The following is a 16,189-nucleotide window of genomic DNA, read 5'->3' on the forward strand; positions in this document are numbered from 1 at the left end:
CGGGCGGACGGGCGCGGGGGGGGGGGGGGTGGGGCCGCCCTGCGTTACCGGTGTCTAAACCCCCCCCGCCGGGGCCCGGCCCCCCCGGGGGTGGGGGGGGGGGCCGGCGCGACGGTTTGCGGAAACGGATCCGGGGATCCGATCAGGCGGGCAGGACGACGACGCAGCGATTGGGCTCCTCGCCCTCCGACTCGCTGCGCAGTCCGGCCTCCGCGACGGTGTCGTGCACGACCTTGCGCTCGAACGGGGTCATCGGCTTCAGCTTGAGGGACGTACCCGCCGCCTTGACCTCTTCCACCGCCTCGGTGGCGATCTCCGCCAGGTTCGCCCGCTTGGCGGCACGGAAGCCGTCCACGTCGAGCATCAACCGGCTGCGCTCGCCGGTCTCGCGGTGCACGGCCAGCCGGGTCAGTTCCTGGAGGGCTTCCAGGACCTCGCCGTCGCGACCGACGAGCCGCTTGAGGTCGGCGCCGGAGGATTCGCTTTCGTCGCCGGCGATCACCGAGACCGACGCGCGTCCGCCTTCGACGTCCATGTCGATGTCGCCGTCGAGGTCGGCGATGTCGAGCAGGGCCTCCAGGTAGTCCGCGGCGATCTCGCCCTCCTGCTCCAGACGGCTGATCTCCTCCGCGGTGAGCGTGATCCGACGCGAGGCGGCGGGTGAGTCGACGGCGGGGGTCGTGCCTTCCGTCACAGGGGAACTCCTTTGTGGACGAGTGAGCGAGTCGGTGGAGAGGGCGGCCGCCCCGTCGAGGGCGGTCACTTCTTCCTCGGGTGGTGCTTCCGGCTCTGGGTCTGCTTGCGCGGGCCGGCGTTACGCGCACCGGAATGCGGTGTCCGCGCGGTCGAGCCCTTCACCGAGCCGTTCGAGCGGGCGGTGCCGGACGTGCCGTTGCTCGCCGCGGCACCGGCCTCCGAGCCCTCCTCGGCGTCCCTGGCGGCCGCGTCCGCGTCGTCCCGGGCACGGGCCTTGCGCTGCGACTTGGTGAGCCTGGTGGGCTGCTGGCGCCGGGCGGCCTGGGCCTTCAGCTCGGCCTGCTGGGCCTCGTACTCGGCGGTGTCCATCAGCTTGCCGTCGGGAAGCAGCACCTTGCCCTGCTTGCGCGCCTTCTCCGCGAGCTTCTCCTGCCGCACCTTGAACGCCGGGCTGCCGGGCGTGGGGTTGCGGTTGATCACGAACAGCTGCTGACCCATCGTCCACACGTTGGTGGTGAGCCAGTAGATGAGCACACCGACGGGGAAGTTGATGCCGAAGACCGCGAACATGATCGGGAACGCGTACATCATCAGCTTCTGCTGCTTCGCGAACGGGTTGCCCACGAGCGAAGCGGGGTCGGTGTTCTTCGTCATCAGCTGGCGCTGGGTGAAGAACTGCGACCCGGACATCAGCACGATCATCACGATGGTGACGATGCGCACGGTGGTCAGGTCGGCCCCGAGGCTGGCGATCTTGGCCGCCGAGTCGGTGAACTTGGCGGCGATCGGGGCGCCGAAGATGTGCGCCTGCTGGGCGCTGTTCACCAGGTCGCGGTCGATCACGCCGACCGTGCGGTTCTGCGAGACGCGCTGCAGCACGTGGAACAGGGCGAAGAAGAACGGCGACTGGACCAGGATCGGAAGGCAGCTCGAGAGCGGGTTGGTACCCGTCTCCTTGTAGAGCTTCATCATTTCCTGGGACTGACGCTCACGGTCGTCCTTGTACCGCTTCTGGACCTCCTTGATCCGCGGCTGCAGCGCCTGGAGACCACGGGTCGCCTTGATCTGCTTCACGAAGAGCGGGATCAGGCAGATCCGGATGACGACCACGAGGCAGACGATGGACAGGCCCCAGGACCAACCGCTGCTCTTGCCGAAGATCGGGCTGAACAACGAGTGGAACTGAACGATGATCCACGAGACGGCGGTATATAGGGGGTTAAGAATCCCCACGGTCAAGCTCCTCGGGCGGTGGTGTTCGCACCGGGCGCGGGCTCGGTACGGCCGGTGCTGGACGTCTGCTGCCGCTCGTGCGGCTCCGACTCCGAGCGCGACTTCCGCTCGGGGAGTCGCCACGGTCGGCGTGTGCGCGGCGGCACAGGATCGACACCGCCAGAGTTCCAGGGGTTGCAGCGCAGGATGCGCCACACGGTGAGGTAGGTGCCCTTGAAGGCGCCGTGCACGGACATCGCCTCGTACCCATAATGCGAGCACGACGGGTAGAAGCGACACACCGGCCCCAGCATCGGGCTGATCGTCCACTGATAGACCCGAATGAACCCCATGAACAGGTACTTCACGCCGTCGCTCCCGGCTTGGCCGCGGGCCCATCCGCTCGAACCGCGACAGGGCGCCCGGCCCGGCCCAGGAGCCGGTCGAACGCTGCGTCCAGATCCCGTGCCAGGGCGGAATGGTCCGCCTGGGCTGCGGGTGGCAATGCCCGTACCACGACCAGGCTACCTGCCGGGAGCAGGGCCATCCGATCGCGTATGAGGTGGCGTAGCCGACGCTTGACGACGTTACGGACTACCGCGGGGCCGACAGCCTTGCTCACGACGAAACCCGCACGCGGTGGTGGAGCGTGCTCCACATCCGCGTGCGGGTCCTCTGCCACAGATTGGCGCAGGGTGTCCGGCTCGGACGGCGGTGCGGTCGCCGGGGTGCGTTCGGACGTCACTGGTCCGCTCGTCTCCTGACGATGCAGGTGGACGACCAGATGGGGACGGCCGGCTCGACGCCCGCGGCGAACCGCGATCGCGAAGTCCTCGCGCCGCCTCAGCCGGTTATCGGCAGGCAGCACGGAGAGATCCGCGAACTCAGGCGGAAAGCTCCGCGCGGCCCTTGCGGCGGCGGGCAGCAAGGATGGCGCGACCGGCACGGGTGCGCATGCGCAGCCGGAACCCGTGGGTCTTCGCCCGGCGACGGTTGTTCGGCTGGAAGGTGCGCTTGCTCACTCGGGGGCTCCAGGATTTGAATCGTGGGCCGGCAGAAAAGACCGCCGGCCACCACCGTACGTCCGCATCGACATGATCTCGGACATGCGGCAGCGGTCGTCAGACAACTAGACCGGCCCACGGTACGTACCAACAGGCGACGGGGTCAAATGGGGGATCCGGGGCACGTCGCCCACCTGCGGAAACGTCGTACGGGGCAGGCTGTACACAGCCTGTGGACAACGGGTTGAGCAGGCTACCGGGCGCCACTACCGTGAACAGGTGGGTCGGACCGGAGCGCTCGCTCCCGGGGTCCGGGACACTGGGAGCCCTCCCGAGACCTGCGTCGATGCAATGAAAGAGCGTGCACTGTGGCTGACATCACCAGCGACCTCGCCGCAGTCTGGGCACGGTTCCTGGAACGACTGGCCACCGACGACTCGGTCACGGCCAAGGACAAAGGATGGCTCCAGCGGACACAGCCGCTGACCCTCTTCTCCGACACCGCGCTGCTCGCGGTGCCGAACGAGTTCGCCAAGGAAGTCCTGGAGACCCGGCTCCGCCAGGTGGTCACGGACGCGTTGAGCCACGGTTTCGGGCGGCCGATCCGGTTCGCGGTCAGCGTCGAGCCGGGTGCGGGCGAGCCGGAGCCGGTGCCCGAGCGGCACGACCGTTCGCCCCGGCACGACGACTACAACCCCGGCCCCTACGGTCGCTCCTCCTATGGCGGCGACCGCTACGGCCGCGACGGCTACCCGCAGGAGCCGTACGGACAGCAGCCGTACCGCCAGGACCGCGATCCCTACGCCGAGCCGCAGTATCAGCAGGACTACCCGCACGAGCGCTACGCGCCCGGACCGTACCGGGATCAGCGCGACCCGCGCGAGCAGCGCGACCCCAGGGACCCCCGGGATGCGCGCGACGCCCGGGAGCAGCGCGACCTGCGCGATCCGCGGGAGCCGCGCGAGTCCCGGGACGCTCGCGATCCCCGGGATCCACGGGATTCTCGCGATCAATACGGATACGGGGGCAATCCGAACGTTTCATCCGATCACCCGGGAATTCCGCCATCGGATGGAACCCTGTTTGCGGACCGCGAAGACCTGTTCGGGCCGCCCGGCTTTTCCACACCGTCCGTCCACAGCTTTGTGGATAATTCGACACATCAATCCGGCGACAGAGATCAGTCGCCGGGTGTCGCGCAACCGCCACAGCAGTCCCCTCCTCCCCACCAGTCCCCGCCCGTACCGCCGGCCGATGCGCCCGGCGGGCGACCGCTGCGGTTGGCTCGGCCGGGCACCGGGCGTGAACACGGCGTGGTCGAGCACGAGCCGGCCGCCAGGCTGAACCCGAAATACCTGTTCGAGACGTTCGTCATCGGCTCCAGCAACCGGTTCGCGCACGCGGCCGCGGTGGCGGTCGCCGAGGCGCCCGCGAAGGCGTACAACCCGCTGTTCATCTACGGCGAGTCGGGGCTGGGCAAGACGCACCTGCTGCACGCGATCGGGCACTACGCGAAGAGCCTGTATCCGGGTACCCGGGTGCGCTACGTGAGCTCGGAGGAGTTCACCAACGAATTCATCAACTCGATCCGCGACGGCAAGGCCGACGGCTTCCGTCGACGTTATCGAGACGTCGATGTCCTGCTCGTGGACGACATCCAGTTCCTGGAGACCAAGGAGCAGACCCAGGAGGAGTTCTTCCACACCTTCAATACGCTGCACAACGCGAACAAGCAGATCGTCATCTCCTCCGACCGGCCGCCCAAGCAGCTGGTGACGCTGGAGGACCGGCTGCGCAACCGATTCGAGTGGGGACTGTTGACCGACGTCCAGCCGCCCGAGTTGGAGACCCGGATCGCGATCCTGCGGAAGAAGGCGATCCAGGAGGGCCTCAACGCGCCGCCGGACGTGCTGGAGTACATCGCCAGCAAGATCTCCCGGAACATCCGCGAGCTGGAGGGCGCGCTGATCCGGGTGACCGCGTTCGCCAGCCTGAACCGCCAGCCGGTGGACCTGCAGCTCACCGAGATCGTGCTCAAGGACCTGATCCCGGACAGCGCGGGGCCCGAGATCACGGCGACCACGATCATGGCGCACACCGCCGCGTACTTCGGCCTGTCCGTCGAGGACCTGTGCGGCACCTCGCGCAGCCGGGTGCTGGTCACCGCGCGCCAGATCGCGATGTATCTGTGCCGTGAGCTGACCGATCTTTCGCTGCCCAAGATCGGCGCCCAGTTCGGCGGGCGCGACCACACGACGGTGATGCACGCGGACCGCAAGATCCGCTCGTTGATGGCCGAACGGCGCTCGATCTACAACCAGGTGACCGAGTTGACGAACCGCATCAAGAGCTGAAACGGCACCCGATCACCACCGAGAAGCGGCCGGCGTTCCCCTTTGGGGCCGCCGGCCTTCGCATGTGCGATGTGACCTTCGTCACATCGCCCGAAATGGGGCCGAGTTATCCACCGATCGGCGCCGACTCGGGCTTCCACACCATGGGGATGACGCATCCACCCCGGAGTTCCCCACAATGGCTGCGGGAACCTGGGGAAAAAGCCGGCGAGCCGGCAGGTCAGGTTCCTGTGGTGATGTGGAATGGATTCCTCCACAGACTGTGGATAACTTTTCCGCCGCAGACCGTCCACCGCCGTGTTGTCCGGTTGTCCACGTCCCGTCCACCGAAATTCCGCGCTTGTCCCCAGGTTGTCCACGGATCTGTCCACAGTCGGGTCGGTTTCACCCCTTACGGTGAATCCGAAGCCAACGGGCATCCGCAGAGGGTGGGGACAAGTGGCCCTCGACCTGGGGATTGTTTGGGGACAAGTACGGGTACGGCTGGGGACGGCCTGTGGAGCCAATTCGGGCATCCACAGACACAGGGGGTTTATCCACGGGTTCACCCACACCTCGAAGTGGACAAAAAACCGGCCCTGACCTGCGCGTATACCGGTTATCCACGGTATCCACACCCCCTACTACTACGACCACACGTAGTTCAAGAGAGATCCACGGAAAACGGTCGGGTCGGCCCGAATCTGTGGACTGCCGGTTTGCCGGGGGCTGCGCGGGCTGTCGGCGCGGTGCGTCAGACTGTGTGCCGGTGGTAGGCCCCGACGGCCTGCCACCGATGCCGAACGAACGAACGGCAGACACACGACAGACAGACGGCCGGTAACGGCAGGAGGCGGTGAACCGGTGAAGTTCCGGGTCGAGCGTGACGTTCTCGCTGATGCGGTGGCGTGGACCGCGCGGAGTCTCCCGGCGCGGCCGGCGGTTCCCGTCCTCGCCGGACTGCTCCTGGAAGCCGCGGACCAGCGACTGACGCTGTCCAGCTTCGACTACGAGGTCTCCGCCCGTGGCGGCGTCGAGGCCGAGATCGACGAGCCGGGCCGGGTGCTGGTGTCCGGGCGACTGCTCGCGGACATCTCCAAGAGCCTGCCGAACCGCCCCGTCGAGGTGTCCACCGACGGCGCCAAGGTGACCGTGGTCTGCGGCAGCGCACGGTTCACCCTGCCCACCCTCCCGGTGGAGGACTACCCGGCGCTGCCGGACATGCCCACCGCCGCGGGATCCGTCGAGGGCGATGTCTTCGCCGCCGCCGTGGCCCAGGTGGCCATCGCGGCCGGCCGCGACGACACGCTGCCGATGCTGACCGGCGTCCGGGTCGAGATCGAGGGCGACCTGGTCACCCTCGCCGCCACCGACCGATACCGGCTCGCGGTCCGCCAGTTCCACTGGAAGCCCGAGGCCGACGGCCTCTCCTCGGCGGTGGCCCTGGTGCCCGCCAAGACCCTCAACGACACCGCCAAGTCGCTGACCCAGGGCGACAGCGTGCAGATCGCGCTGTCCGGGGACAAGATCGGCGAGGGCATGATCGGCTTCGAGGGCGCCGGCCGGCGCACCACCACCCGCCTGCTCGAAGGCGAATTCCCCAAGTACCGCGCGCTGTTCCCGGAGCAGTCGGAGACCGTCGCGACGGTGGAGACCGCGCCGTTCGTGGACGCCGTCAAGCGCGTGTCCCTGGTCGCCGAGCGCAACACCCCGGTGCGGCTGTCCTTCTCCGACGGCCGACTGGTGCTCGAAGCCGGTTCCGGCGACGAGGCGCAGGCCTCCGAGGCGATCGACGCGACGCTGGAGGGCGAGGAGATCTCGATCGCCTTCAACCCGACGTTCCTGCTCGAAGGACTCAGCGCGATCGGTTCGCCGGTCGCCCAGATCTCCTTCACCACGTCCACGAAGCCGGCCGTGATGACCGGCAAGCCCGACGTCGAGGCCGAGGCCACCGACGAGTACCGCTACCTGATCATGCCGGTGCGCCTGTCCGGCTGACCGAGGGCCGCGGCTCAACCGGGCCGAACGGGCTCCGGGTTCGTACGGGTCCGCCGTGCATGACCCCGCAGCAGCACGGGCAACCGCTACCCGCGTACCGTCGACGCGGTGAAAAGCCCCCACAAGGGGTGCGGAAGCGGCCTCGGCGGTGCCCCACCCGGCATCGCAGCAGCGAACGAAGGATTTCAGGATGCAGCTCGGACTCGTCGGCCTCGGCAAGATGGGTGGCAACATGCGCGAGCGTCTGCGCCGCGCGGGCCACACGGTGGTGGGCTACGACCGCAACGCGGACATCGCGGATGTGCACAGCCTCAAGGAACTTGTGGACGCACTCCCGACGCCGCGCGTGGTGTGGGTGATGGTGCCCGCGGGAGCACCCACCCAGGCCACGGTCGACGAGCTCGGCGAACTGCTGTCCCCCGGTGACGTGCTCGTCGACGGCGGCAACTCGCGCTGGACGGACGACATCAAGCACGCCGAGGCGCTGGCCGCGAAGAACATCGGCTTCGTCGACTGCGGTGTCTCCGGCGGCGTTTGGGGCCGGGACAACGGCTATGCGCTGATGTGCGGCGGCGACGCCGCGAACATCGAGAAGGTCCAGCCGATCTTCGACGCACTCAAGCCCGAGGGCCCCGCGGGCTTCGTGCACGCGGGCAAGGTCGGCGCCGGGCACTTCGCGAAGATGGTGCACAACGGCATCGAGTACGCGCTGATGCAGGCCTACGCCGAGGGCTGGGAACTGCTGGAGGCCGCCGATGTGGTCACCGACGTGCGCGAGGTGTTCCGCAGCTGGCAGGAGGGCACCGTCATTCGCTCGTGGCTGCTCGACCTGGCCGTGCGGGCGATGGACGACGACGAGCACCTGGAGGGCCTGCGCGGCTACGCGGAGGACTCCGGCGAGGGCCGCTGGACCGTGGAGGCGGCGATCGACCACGCCGTCCCGCTGCCCGCGATCACCGCGTCGCTGTTCGCCCGATTCGCGTCCCGGCAGGACGACTCGCCGCAGATGAAGATGATCGCCGCGCTGCGCAATCAGTTCGGTGGGCACGCGGTCACCGCCGCGTCGACGCACAAGGGGGCCGACGCCCCGGGCGCCGACACCACGCCGCCGAAGGAGGCCGACGCAGGCTGAGCAATCGGCCCGCCCGCCCATGCATGTAGCGCACCTGTCACTCGTCGACTATCGGTCGTACGCCCGGATCGAGCTCCCCCTCGAACCGGGCGTGACCGCGTTCGTGGGACCCAACGGCCAGGGCAAGACCAACCTCGTCGAGGCGATCGGCTACCTGGCCACGCTCGGCAGCCACCGGGTCGCCTCGGACGCACCCCTGGTCCGGCTCGGCGCCGAGCGGGCGTACGTACGGGCGAGCATCGTCCGCGAGGACGGCCGCAGTGCGCTGGCCGAGTTGGAGATCAACCCCGGCAAGGCCAACCGGGCCCGGATCAACCGCTCGTCCGCGACCCGCCCGCGCGACCTGCTCGGCCTGCTGCGCACCGTGCTGTTCGCCCCGGAGGACCTGGCCCTGGTCAAGGGCGATCCGGGCGAACGCCGCAGGTTCCTCGACGAGTTGCTGACCGCGCGCACCCCGCGCCTGCTGGGGGTGCGGCAGGACTACGACCGGGTGCTCAAGCAGCGCAACACGCTGCTGCGCACCGCGGCCCTGGCCCGGCGGGCGGGCGGCGGGCGCAGCGGTGCGCTGAGCACGCTGGACGTGTGGGACGAGCACCTGGCCGCCACGGGCGCCGAACTCACCTTCGCCCGGCTCGATCTGGTCGCCGCGCTGCAACCGCTGGTGGACAAGGCCTACGACGCGTTGTCCACAGGCGGTGGACCGATCGTGCTGGACTACCGCAGTTCGATGTCGGAGGACCCGCTGCCCACCGACCGGGCCGGCATCCACGCGGTGCTCACGGCGGCGATCGCGGCCGGCCGGGCGGCCGAGGTCGAGCGCGGTCAGACGCTGATCGGCCCGCACCGCGACGATCTCGTGCTGCGGCTGGGCCCGCTGCCCGCCAAGGGCTACGCCAGCCACGGCGAGTCCTGGTCGTACGCGCTGGCCCTGCGGCTGGGCTCCTACGAGCTGCTGCGCGCGGACGGCGGCGAGCCGGTCCTGGTGCTCGACGACGTGTTCGCCGAACTGGACGTCACACGTCGGGCGCGGCTCGCCGAGATGGTCGCGCACGGTGAACAGGTGCTGGTCACGGCCGCGGTGGCCGAGGATGTGCCGCCCGCGCTCGCGGGTGCGCGCTACGACGTCGCCGCGGGTGAGGTGCGAAGGGTCGAGGTTGATGAGTGACGAGGCCCACATCCCGTCTCCCGGCGGCCCCGGGCGGGCCGAGCAGCCGGCCGCCGAGCCGATCCGCGGGATCGACCTGGCCCGCGCGGCGCTGACCCAGGCCCGCGCCCAGGCACGGACCCGACACGATCTTCGGCAGGACCGGAACCAGGCACGGCGTGGCTTGAAACGCAGTGGTTCGGGACCCGACGACCGCGACCCCCAGCCGCTGCGTCAGATCATGGGGCGCCTGGTCACCGAGCGCGGCTGGCAGACCCCGGCGGCGGTGCACGGCGTACTCCAGCGGTGGCCGGAAATCGTCGGTCCGGCGATGGCGGCCAACTGTCGCCCGGAGCGCTTCGAGGACGGCGAACTGGTGGTCCGCGCCGAATCCGACAACTACGCGACGCACGTGCGCTGGCTCGCGCCGAAACTGCTCGCCCGCCTCAATCAGGAGCTGGGCGACGGCACCGTCACCTTCATTCGGGTCCTCGGCCCGGCGCAGGAGCGCCGCCGGGGACAGTGGCGCGCACAGCCGTAGACGGTTTTCGGCCATGGGATGTACCGCCGGCGTGCACTCCCCGGTACGCATCCGCTCCGATCGGCCGGGTCGGCGGGGACGATGTGTCCGGTGTCATACCGGTCTGACACGCTGTTACCGTCCGAGTCGCTCGCGCCGCGTGGACAGCCATGAGAGCGATTCGGGACCCCGGGGCAAGTAGGGGGACATGCGACAGGGCACATCAGGGCGCCACACGCGGACACAGGGCCCTTGGGAACCCATCTTTGTGTCGCCCCGACCGGTAGACTGAACCAGCAATACCGCTCATGCGGATCCTGTTTCGACTTCCGCGGCTCCGTGCCCGGGGGCGTGTCGGGCCGGCTGCCTGCCGTCCGACCCTCCCTGCCGATCCTGCTCCCGGGCAGGGAGCCGTGCTGTGCCAGAAAGGGCGCTTCGTGGCCGATTCCGGCAACCCCAAGGAGAATGACGTGGCCGGCTCGCCGGAAACCTCTGCCGCGATCAACTCGCAGTCGTACGGCGCGAGTGACATCCAGGTCCTGGAGGGCCTCGACGCGGTCCGGAAGCGCCCGGGCATGTACATCGGTTCCACCGGTGAGCGCGGCCTGCACCACCTGGTCTACGAGGTGGTGGACAACTCGGTCGACGAGGCGCTCGCGGGCCACGCGACGCACATCGAGGCGACCATCCTCGCCGACGGCGGCGTGCGCGTGGTCGACAACGGGCGTGGCATCCCGGTCGACATGCACCCGGTGGAGAAGAAGCCCGCCGTCGAGGTCGTGCTGACCATCCTGCACGCGGGCGGCAAGTTCGGCGGCGGCGGCTACTCGGTCTCCGGTGGTCTGCACGGCGTCGGCGTCTCCGTGGTCAACGCGCTGTCCTCGCGCCTGGCGGTGGACATCCGCCGCGACGGCTACCGCTGGACGCAGGACTACAAGCTCGGCACGCCCACCGCGCCGCTGGAGCGGCACGAGGCGACCACCGAGACGGGCACCCAGGTCACCTTCTGGGCCGACGCGGACATCTTCGAGACCACGGTCTACTCGTTCGAGACGCTCTCCCGGCGCTTCCAGGAGATGGCCTTCCTCAACAAGGGCCTGACCATCTCGCTCACCGACGAGCGTCCGGACCACGTGGACGACAAGGGCGAGCAGCTCACGGTCACGTACCACTACGAGGGCGGCATCGCCGACTTCGTGCGCTACCTCAACTCGCGCAAGGGCGAGCTGGTCCACCCGTCGGTGATCGACATCGAGGCCGAGGACAAGGCCCGGACCATCTCGGTGGAAGTCGCGATGCAGTGGAACTCGCAGTACACCGAGGGTGTGCACAGCTTCGCCAACACGATCCACACGCACGGCGGCGGTACCCACGAAGAGGGCTTCCGGTCCGCGCTGACCGCGCTGATCAACCGCTACGCGCGCGAGAAGAAGCTGCTCAAGGAGAAGGACGAGAACCTCGCCGGCGAGGACATCCGCGAGGGTCTGACCGCGATCATCTCGGTCAAGCTCGGCGACCCGCAGTTCGAGGGCCAGACCAAGGACAAGCTGGGCAACACCGAGGCCAAGACCTTCGTGCAGCGGGTCGTGCACGAGCACCTCACCGACTGGCTCGACCGCAACCCCAGCGAGGCCGCGGACATCATCCGCAAGTCGATCCAGGCCGCGACCGCGCGGATGGCCGCCCGCAAGGCGCGCGACCTGACCCGGCGCAAGGGCCTCCTGGAGACCGCCTCGCTGCCGGGCAAGCTGAGCGACTGCCAGAGCAACGACCCGTCCAAGTGCGAGATCTTCATCGTCGAGGGCGACTCGGCCGGTGGTTCGGCCAAGTCCGGCCGTGACCCGATGTACCAGGCGATCCTGCCGATCCGCGGCAAGATCCTGAACGTCGAGAAGGCCAGGATCGACAAGATCCTGCAGAACACCGAGGTCCAGGCGCTCATCTCGGCCTTCGGCACCGGTGTGCACGAGGACTTCGACATCGAGAAGCTCCGCTATCACAAGATCATCCTGATGGCGGACGCCGACGTCGACGGCCAGCACATCAACACCCTGCTGCTGACCTTCCTGTTCCGCTTCATGCGTCCGCTGGTCGAGGCCGGTCACGTCTACTTGTCGCGGCCGCCGCTCTACAAGATCAAGTGGAGCCGGGACGACTTCGAGTACGCCTACTCCGACCGCGAGCGCGACGCGCTGCTCGAACTCGGCCGGCAGGCCGGCAAGCGCGCGAAGGACGACTCGATCCAGCGCTTCAAGGGTCTCGGCGAGATGAACGCCGAGGAGCTTCGGGTGACCACGATGGACATCGACCACCGGGTCCTGGGCCAGGTCACGCTCGACGACGCGGCCCAGGCCGACGAACTGTTCTCGGTGCTCATGGGCGAGGACGTCGAAGCCCGCCGCTCCTTCATCCAGCGCAACGCCAAGGACGTCAGGTTCCTGGACATCTGACCAGCCGGGGGGATCCGCGGCAGCGCGGATGTCCACCTCCGAGTCGGCCCCACGCCACACCTCGAAAGGACTTTGACCAGCAATGGCCGAAGAGAACACCCCGGCGCCCGAAGGCGACCCGGCGGACGCGGTGAACAGCACCGGCGGTCTGCGGATCGAGCCCGTCGGGCTCGAAACCGAGATGCAGCGCAGCTACCTCGACTACGCGATGAGCGTGATCGTCTCGCGCGCCCTGCCCGACGTGCGCGACGGTCTCAAGCCGGTGCACCGCCGCGTGCTCTACGCGATGTACGACGGCGGCTACCGGCCCGAGAAGGGCTTCTACAAGTGCGCCCGCGTCGTCGGCGACGTGATGGGCACCTACCACCCGCACGGCGACACCTCGATCTACGACGCGCTGGTCCGGCTGGCCCAGCCGTGGTCGATGCGGATGCCGCTGGTGGACAGCAACGGCAACTTCGGCTCGCCGGGCAACGACCCGGCCGCGGCCATGCGGTACACCGAGTGCAAGCTCAAGTGGCTGTCCATGGAGATGCTCCGGGACATCGACGAGGACACCGTCGATCTCCAGGACAACTACGACGGCCGCAACCAGGAGCCGACGGTCCTGCCGGCGCGCTTCCCGAACCTGCTCGTCAACGGCTCCGCGGGCATCGCGGTCGGCATGGCGACCAACATCCCGCCGCACAACCTGCGTGAGGTCGCGTCCGGCGCGCAGTGGTTCCTGCAGAACCCGGACGTCTCCGCGGAAGAGCTCCAGGACGCCCTGATCGAGCGGATCAAGGGTCCGGACTTCCCCAGCGGCGCGCTGGTCGTCGGCCGTCGCGGGATCGAGGACGCGTACCGCACCGGCCGCGGCTCGATCACCATGCGCGCGGTGGTCGAGGTCGAGGAGATCCAGAACCGGCAGTGCCTGGTGGTCACCGAGCTGCCCTACCAGGTCAACCCGGACAATCTCGCGCAGAAGATCGCCGACCTGGTCAAGGACGGCAAGATCGGCGGCATCGCCGACGTCCGCGACGAGACCTCCTCGCGTACCGGCCAGCGCCTGGTGATCGTGCTCAAGCGCGACGCGGTGGCCAAGGTCGTGCTGAACAACCTGTACAAGCACACCCAGCTGCAGGACACCTTCGGCGCGAACATGCTCGCGCTCGTGGACGGTGTCCCGCGCACGCTCTCGATCGACCTCTTCATCCGCAACTGGGTGGAGCACCAGATCGAGGTGATCGTCCGGCGGACCCGCTTCCGGCTGCGCAAGGCCGAGGAGCGCGCGCACATCCTGCGTGGTCTGCTCAAGGCCCTGGACGCGATCGAGGAGGTCATCGCGCTGATCCGGGCCTCGAACACGGTCGACGAGGCGCGTACGGGCCTGATCGGGCTCCTGGAGATCGACGAGATCCAGGCCAACGCGATCCTGGAGATGCAGCTTCGCCGGCTGGCCGCCCTGGAGCACCAGAAGATCACCGCCGAGCACGACGAGCTGATGGCGAAGATCACCGACTACCAGGCGATCCTGGCCTCGCCGGACCGGCAGCGGCAGATCATCAGCGAGGAACTGGCCGCGATCGTCGACAAGTTCGGCGACGACCGGCGCAGCGCGCTGGTGCCCTTCGACGGTGACATGTCCATCGAGGACCTGATCGCCGAAGAGGACATCGTCATCACGATCACGCGCGGCGGTTACGTCAAGCGCACCCGGACCGACCTGTACCGCTCGCAGAAGCGTGGCGGCAAGGGGGTGCGCGGCGCGCAGCTGAAGCAGGACGACATCGTCGACCACTTCTTCGTGACCACCACGCACCACTGGATCCTGTTCTTCACCAACAAGGGCCGGGTCTATCGGGCGAAGGCGTACGAGCTGCCGGACACCGGTCGCGACGCGCGTGGACAGCACGTGGCGAACCTGCTCGCGTTCCAGCCGGACGAGAAGATCGCCCAGGTGCTCGACCTGCGCGACTACGAGGTCGCGCCGTACCTGGTGCTGGCGACCAAGGCCGGTCTGGTGAAGAAGACCGCGCTCAAGGAGTACGACACCAACCGCGCGGCCGGTGTGATCGCGATCAACCTGCGCTCGGACGAGGCCGGTGACGACGACGAGGTGATCGGCGCCGAACTGGTCTCCGCGGACGACGACCTGCTGCTCGTGAGCAAGAAGGCACAGTCGATCCGGTTCACCGCCACGGACGAGACGCTGCGACCGATGGGTCGGGCGACATCCGGGGTGAAGGGGATGAGTTTCCGCGAAGGCGACGAACTGCTGTCGATGAATGTGGTGCGCGAGGGTACTTTCGTGTTCACCGCCACCGATGGCGGCTTCGCAAAGCGAACCAGTGTGGACGAGTATCGCGTCCAGGGACGTGGGGGCCTGGGTATCAAGGCCGCCAAGATCGTCGAGGACCGAGGTTCACTCGTCGGGGCGCTCGTCGTGGACGACACGGATGAAATCCTCGCCATCACGCTCGGCGGTGGAGTGATCCGCACCCGCGCCGCGGGTGTCCGGCACACCGGACGTGACACGATGGGTGTGCAGCTGATCAACCTGGGTAAGGGCGACGCCGTTGTCGGCATCGCACGTAACGCCGAACCTGAGCCCGAGGCCGAGATCGACCCTGAGGTCGACGGGGCCGAAGCCGGTGCGGCCGATGGCACGCACGAGCCGACCTCCACCGTCGAAGGGGAGGTCGCGCCCGGCGGGCAGGAAGGGTGACGCGTGAGCACAGACCGGAAGTCGGCCGGCGGGAGAGGCGAGCGCGCCGACCGGGGTCGGGCCGGCGGGCGCGCTGACAGCACGAGCCGCAACGAGGCGGCACCGCCTCCCACGGGACCGGTGCCGCCGAAGCCGGCAGCCCCACCCCCCGGGCACGGGGCCGGGCCCACCGGGGACGCGGCGGCTCGCCCGCCGCGTCCTTCGGCGCCCACCCCGTTCACGTCGCCGTTCCCGCCCGCGGCAGCGGCGGGCGAGGGCACGGAGCGGCCGCCGGCCGCGGTCAACGGCAGCAAGGCCGCCACCCGCCCGACGGGTGGCGGCACGATGACCTCGCCGCGCCCGACCCGGGGCACCCCGGCCGGCGGTGCCCCGTCGACCGCTCACCGAGTGGGGCAGCCCGTGGCGCAGCAAGGGCGGACCGGGCCGGAGGCGCAGGCCCGACCGATCGCGCGCACCCGGCGGGCCCGGCTGCGGGCGGCGCGGGTGGACCCGTGGTCGGTGATGAAGGTCGGTTTCCTGCTGTCCCTGGCACTGGGCGTGGTGCTGATGGTCGCGGTGACCGTGTTGTGGCTGGTCCTGGACGGCCTGGGGGTGTTCACCTCGGTCGGTGACACGGTCAAGGAAGCCACCCAGTCGGAGAACAACGCCGGCTTCGATCTCCAGCACTTCCTGTCCCTGAAGAACACCCTCTTCTTCAGCGGCGTCGTGGCCATCGTCGACGTCATCCTGGTGACGGCGCTGGCCACACTCGGAGCATTCCTCTACAACCTCACCGCGTCGTTCACGGGTGGCATCGAGGTCACGCTGGCCGAGGAGGACTAAGGATTTTGGAGGCGGGCAAGCGGTGCGGTACGCTCTCTGAGCACGCACGCGGGCCTATAGCTCAGACGGTTAGAGCGCTTCCCTGATAAGGAAGAGGCCACAGGTTCAAGTCCTGTTAGGCCCACTTTCGCGCAAGCAGTTCGAGGGCCCTTCCCCGTGATTCGGGGAAGG

The 16,189-nt window shown here is 68.8% G+C and carries 13 protein-coding genes and 1 tRNA gene; 9 read left to right on the forward strand and 5 right to left on the reverse strand.

The annotated features are described in order from the left end of the window. Nucleotides 1-142: 142 nt before the first annotated feature. From ACIBM5_RS19635 to rpmH, 5 genes are all read right to left on the reverse strand, one after another. Entirely contained in the window at nucleotides 143-694 is a 552-nt protein-coding gene (locus ACIBM5_RS19635; protein WP_391587261.1) for a protein jag, read from the reverse strand. Nucleotides 695-759: 65 nt separating this feature from the next. Continuing rightward, nucleotides 760-1,929 carry a membrane protein insertase YidC gene (gene yidC, locus ACIBM5_RS19640; RefSeq protein ID WP_396008034.1) on the reverse strand — a complete coding sequence of 390 codons (1,170 nt, stop codon included), beginning with the start codon at nucleotides 1,927-1,929 and terminating at the stop codon, nucleotides 760-762. Nucleotides 1,930-1,931: 2 nt separating this feature from the next. After that, complete coding sequence (gene yidD / locus ACIBM5_RS19645) at nucleotides 1,932-2,276, reverse strand: membrane protein insertion efficiency factor YidD (protein WP_020557146.1); 345 nt, start codon at nucleotides 2,274-2,276, stop codon at nucleotides 1,932-1,934. Then, nucleotides 2,273-2,776, reverse strand: a complete 504-nt coding sequence (rnpA, locus tag ACIBM5_RS19650; RefSeq protein WP_391587263.1) for a ribonuclease P protein component — start codon at nucleotides 2,774-2,776, stop codon at nucleotides 2,273-2,275. Before rnpA ends, yidD begins: the two co-directional genes overlap by 4 nt. Nucleotides 2,777-2,792: 16 nt before the next feature. Continuing rightward, nucleotides 2,793-2,930: a 50S ribosomal protein L34 gene (gene rpmH, locus ACIBM5_RS19655; RefSeq protein WP_010849920.1), complete on the reverse strand. Its 138-nt coding sequence runs from the start codon at nucleotides 2,928-2,930 to the stop codon at nucleotides 2,793-2,795. A gap of 350 nt (nucleotides 2,931-3,280) precedes the next feature. Between rpmH and dnaA the strand changes: the two genes are divergently transcribed. The 9 genes from dnaA (at nucleotide 3,281) to ACIBM5_RS19700 (ending at nucleotide 16,142) form a co-directional block, all read left to right on the forward strand. Beyond that, entirely contained in the window at nucleotides 3,281-5,266 is a 1,986-nt protein-coding gene (dnaA, locus tag ACIBM5_RS19660; protein ID WP_396008038.1) for a chromosomal replication initiator protein DnaA, read from the forward strand. 843 nt (nucleotides 5,267-6,109) lie between these two features. Continuing rightward, nucleotides 6,110-7,243 carry a DNA polymerase III subunit beta gene (dnaN, locus tag ACIBM5_RS19665; RefSeq protein WP_360311326.1) on the forward strand — a complete coding sequence of 378 codons (1,134 nt, stop codon included), beginning with the start codon at nucleotides 6,110-6,112 and terminating at the stop codon, nucleotides 7,241-7,243. Between the two features lie 190 nt (nucleotides 7,244-7,433). Next, complete coding sequence (gene gnd, locus ACIBM5_RS19670; RefSeq protein ID WP_391587265.1) at nucleotides 7,434-8,375, forward strand: phosphogluconate dehydrogenase (NAD(+)-dependent, decarboxylating); 942 nt, start codon at nucleotides 7,434-7,436, stop codon at nucleotides 8,373-8,375. A gap of 19 nt (nucleotides 8,376-8,394) precedes the next feature. Beyond that, nucleotides 8,395-9,540 (forward strand): DNA replication/repair protein RecF, encoded by a 1,146-nt coding sequence (recF, locus tag ACIBM5_RS19675; RefSeq protein WP_396008040.1) that lies wholly within the window; start codon nucleotides 8,395-8,397, stop codon nucleotides 9,538-9,540. Then, nucleotides 9,533-10,060: a DUF721 domain-containing protein gene (locus ACIBM5_RS19680; protein WP_396008041.1), complete on the forward strand. Its 528-nt coding sequence runs from the start codon at nucleotides 9,533-9,535 to the stop codon at nucleotides 10,058-10,060. Before recF ends, ACIBM5_RS19680 begins: the two co-directional genes overlap by 8 nt. Before the next feature lie 392 nt (nucleotides 10,061-10,452). Continuing rightward, nucleotides 10,453-12,489 carry a DNA topoisomerase (ATP-hydrolyzing) subunit B gene (gyrB, locus tag ACIBM5_RS19685; protein ID WP_391587268.1) on the forward strand — a complete coding sequence of 679 codons (2,037 nt, stop codon included), beginning with the start codon at nucleotides 10,453-10,455 and terminating at the stop codon, nucleotides 12,487-12,489. 82 nt (nucleotides 12,490-12,571) lie between these two features. Next, complete coding sequence (gene gyrA, locus ACIBM5_RS19690) at nucleotides 12,572-15,196, forward strand: DNA gyrase subunit A (protein ID WP_391587269.1); 2,625 nt, start codon at nucleotides 12,572-12,574, stop codon at nucleotides 15,194-15,196. Between the two features lie 399 nt (nucleotides 15,197-15,595). Next, on the forward strand, nucleotides 15,596-16,018 hold the full coding sequence (locus tag ACIBM5_RS19695; RefSeq protein ID WP_391587270.1) for a DUF3566 domain-containing protein: 423 nt from the start codon (nucleotides 15,596-15,598) through the stop codon (nucleotides 16,016-16,018). A 50-nt stretch (nucleotides 16,019-16,068) separates the two neighbouring features. Continuing rightward, a tRNA-Ile gene (locus tag ACIBM5_RS19700) sits at nucleotides 16,069-16,142 on the forward strand. Nucleotides 16,143-16,189 lie beyond the last annotated feature (47 nt).

This window comes from Embleya sp. NPDC050493 (genome assembly GCF_044458105.1).
In the GTDB taxonomy this organism is placed as follows: Bacteria; Actinomycetota; Actinomycetes; order Streptomycetales; family Streptomycetaceae; genus Embleya.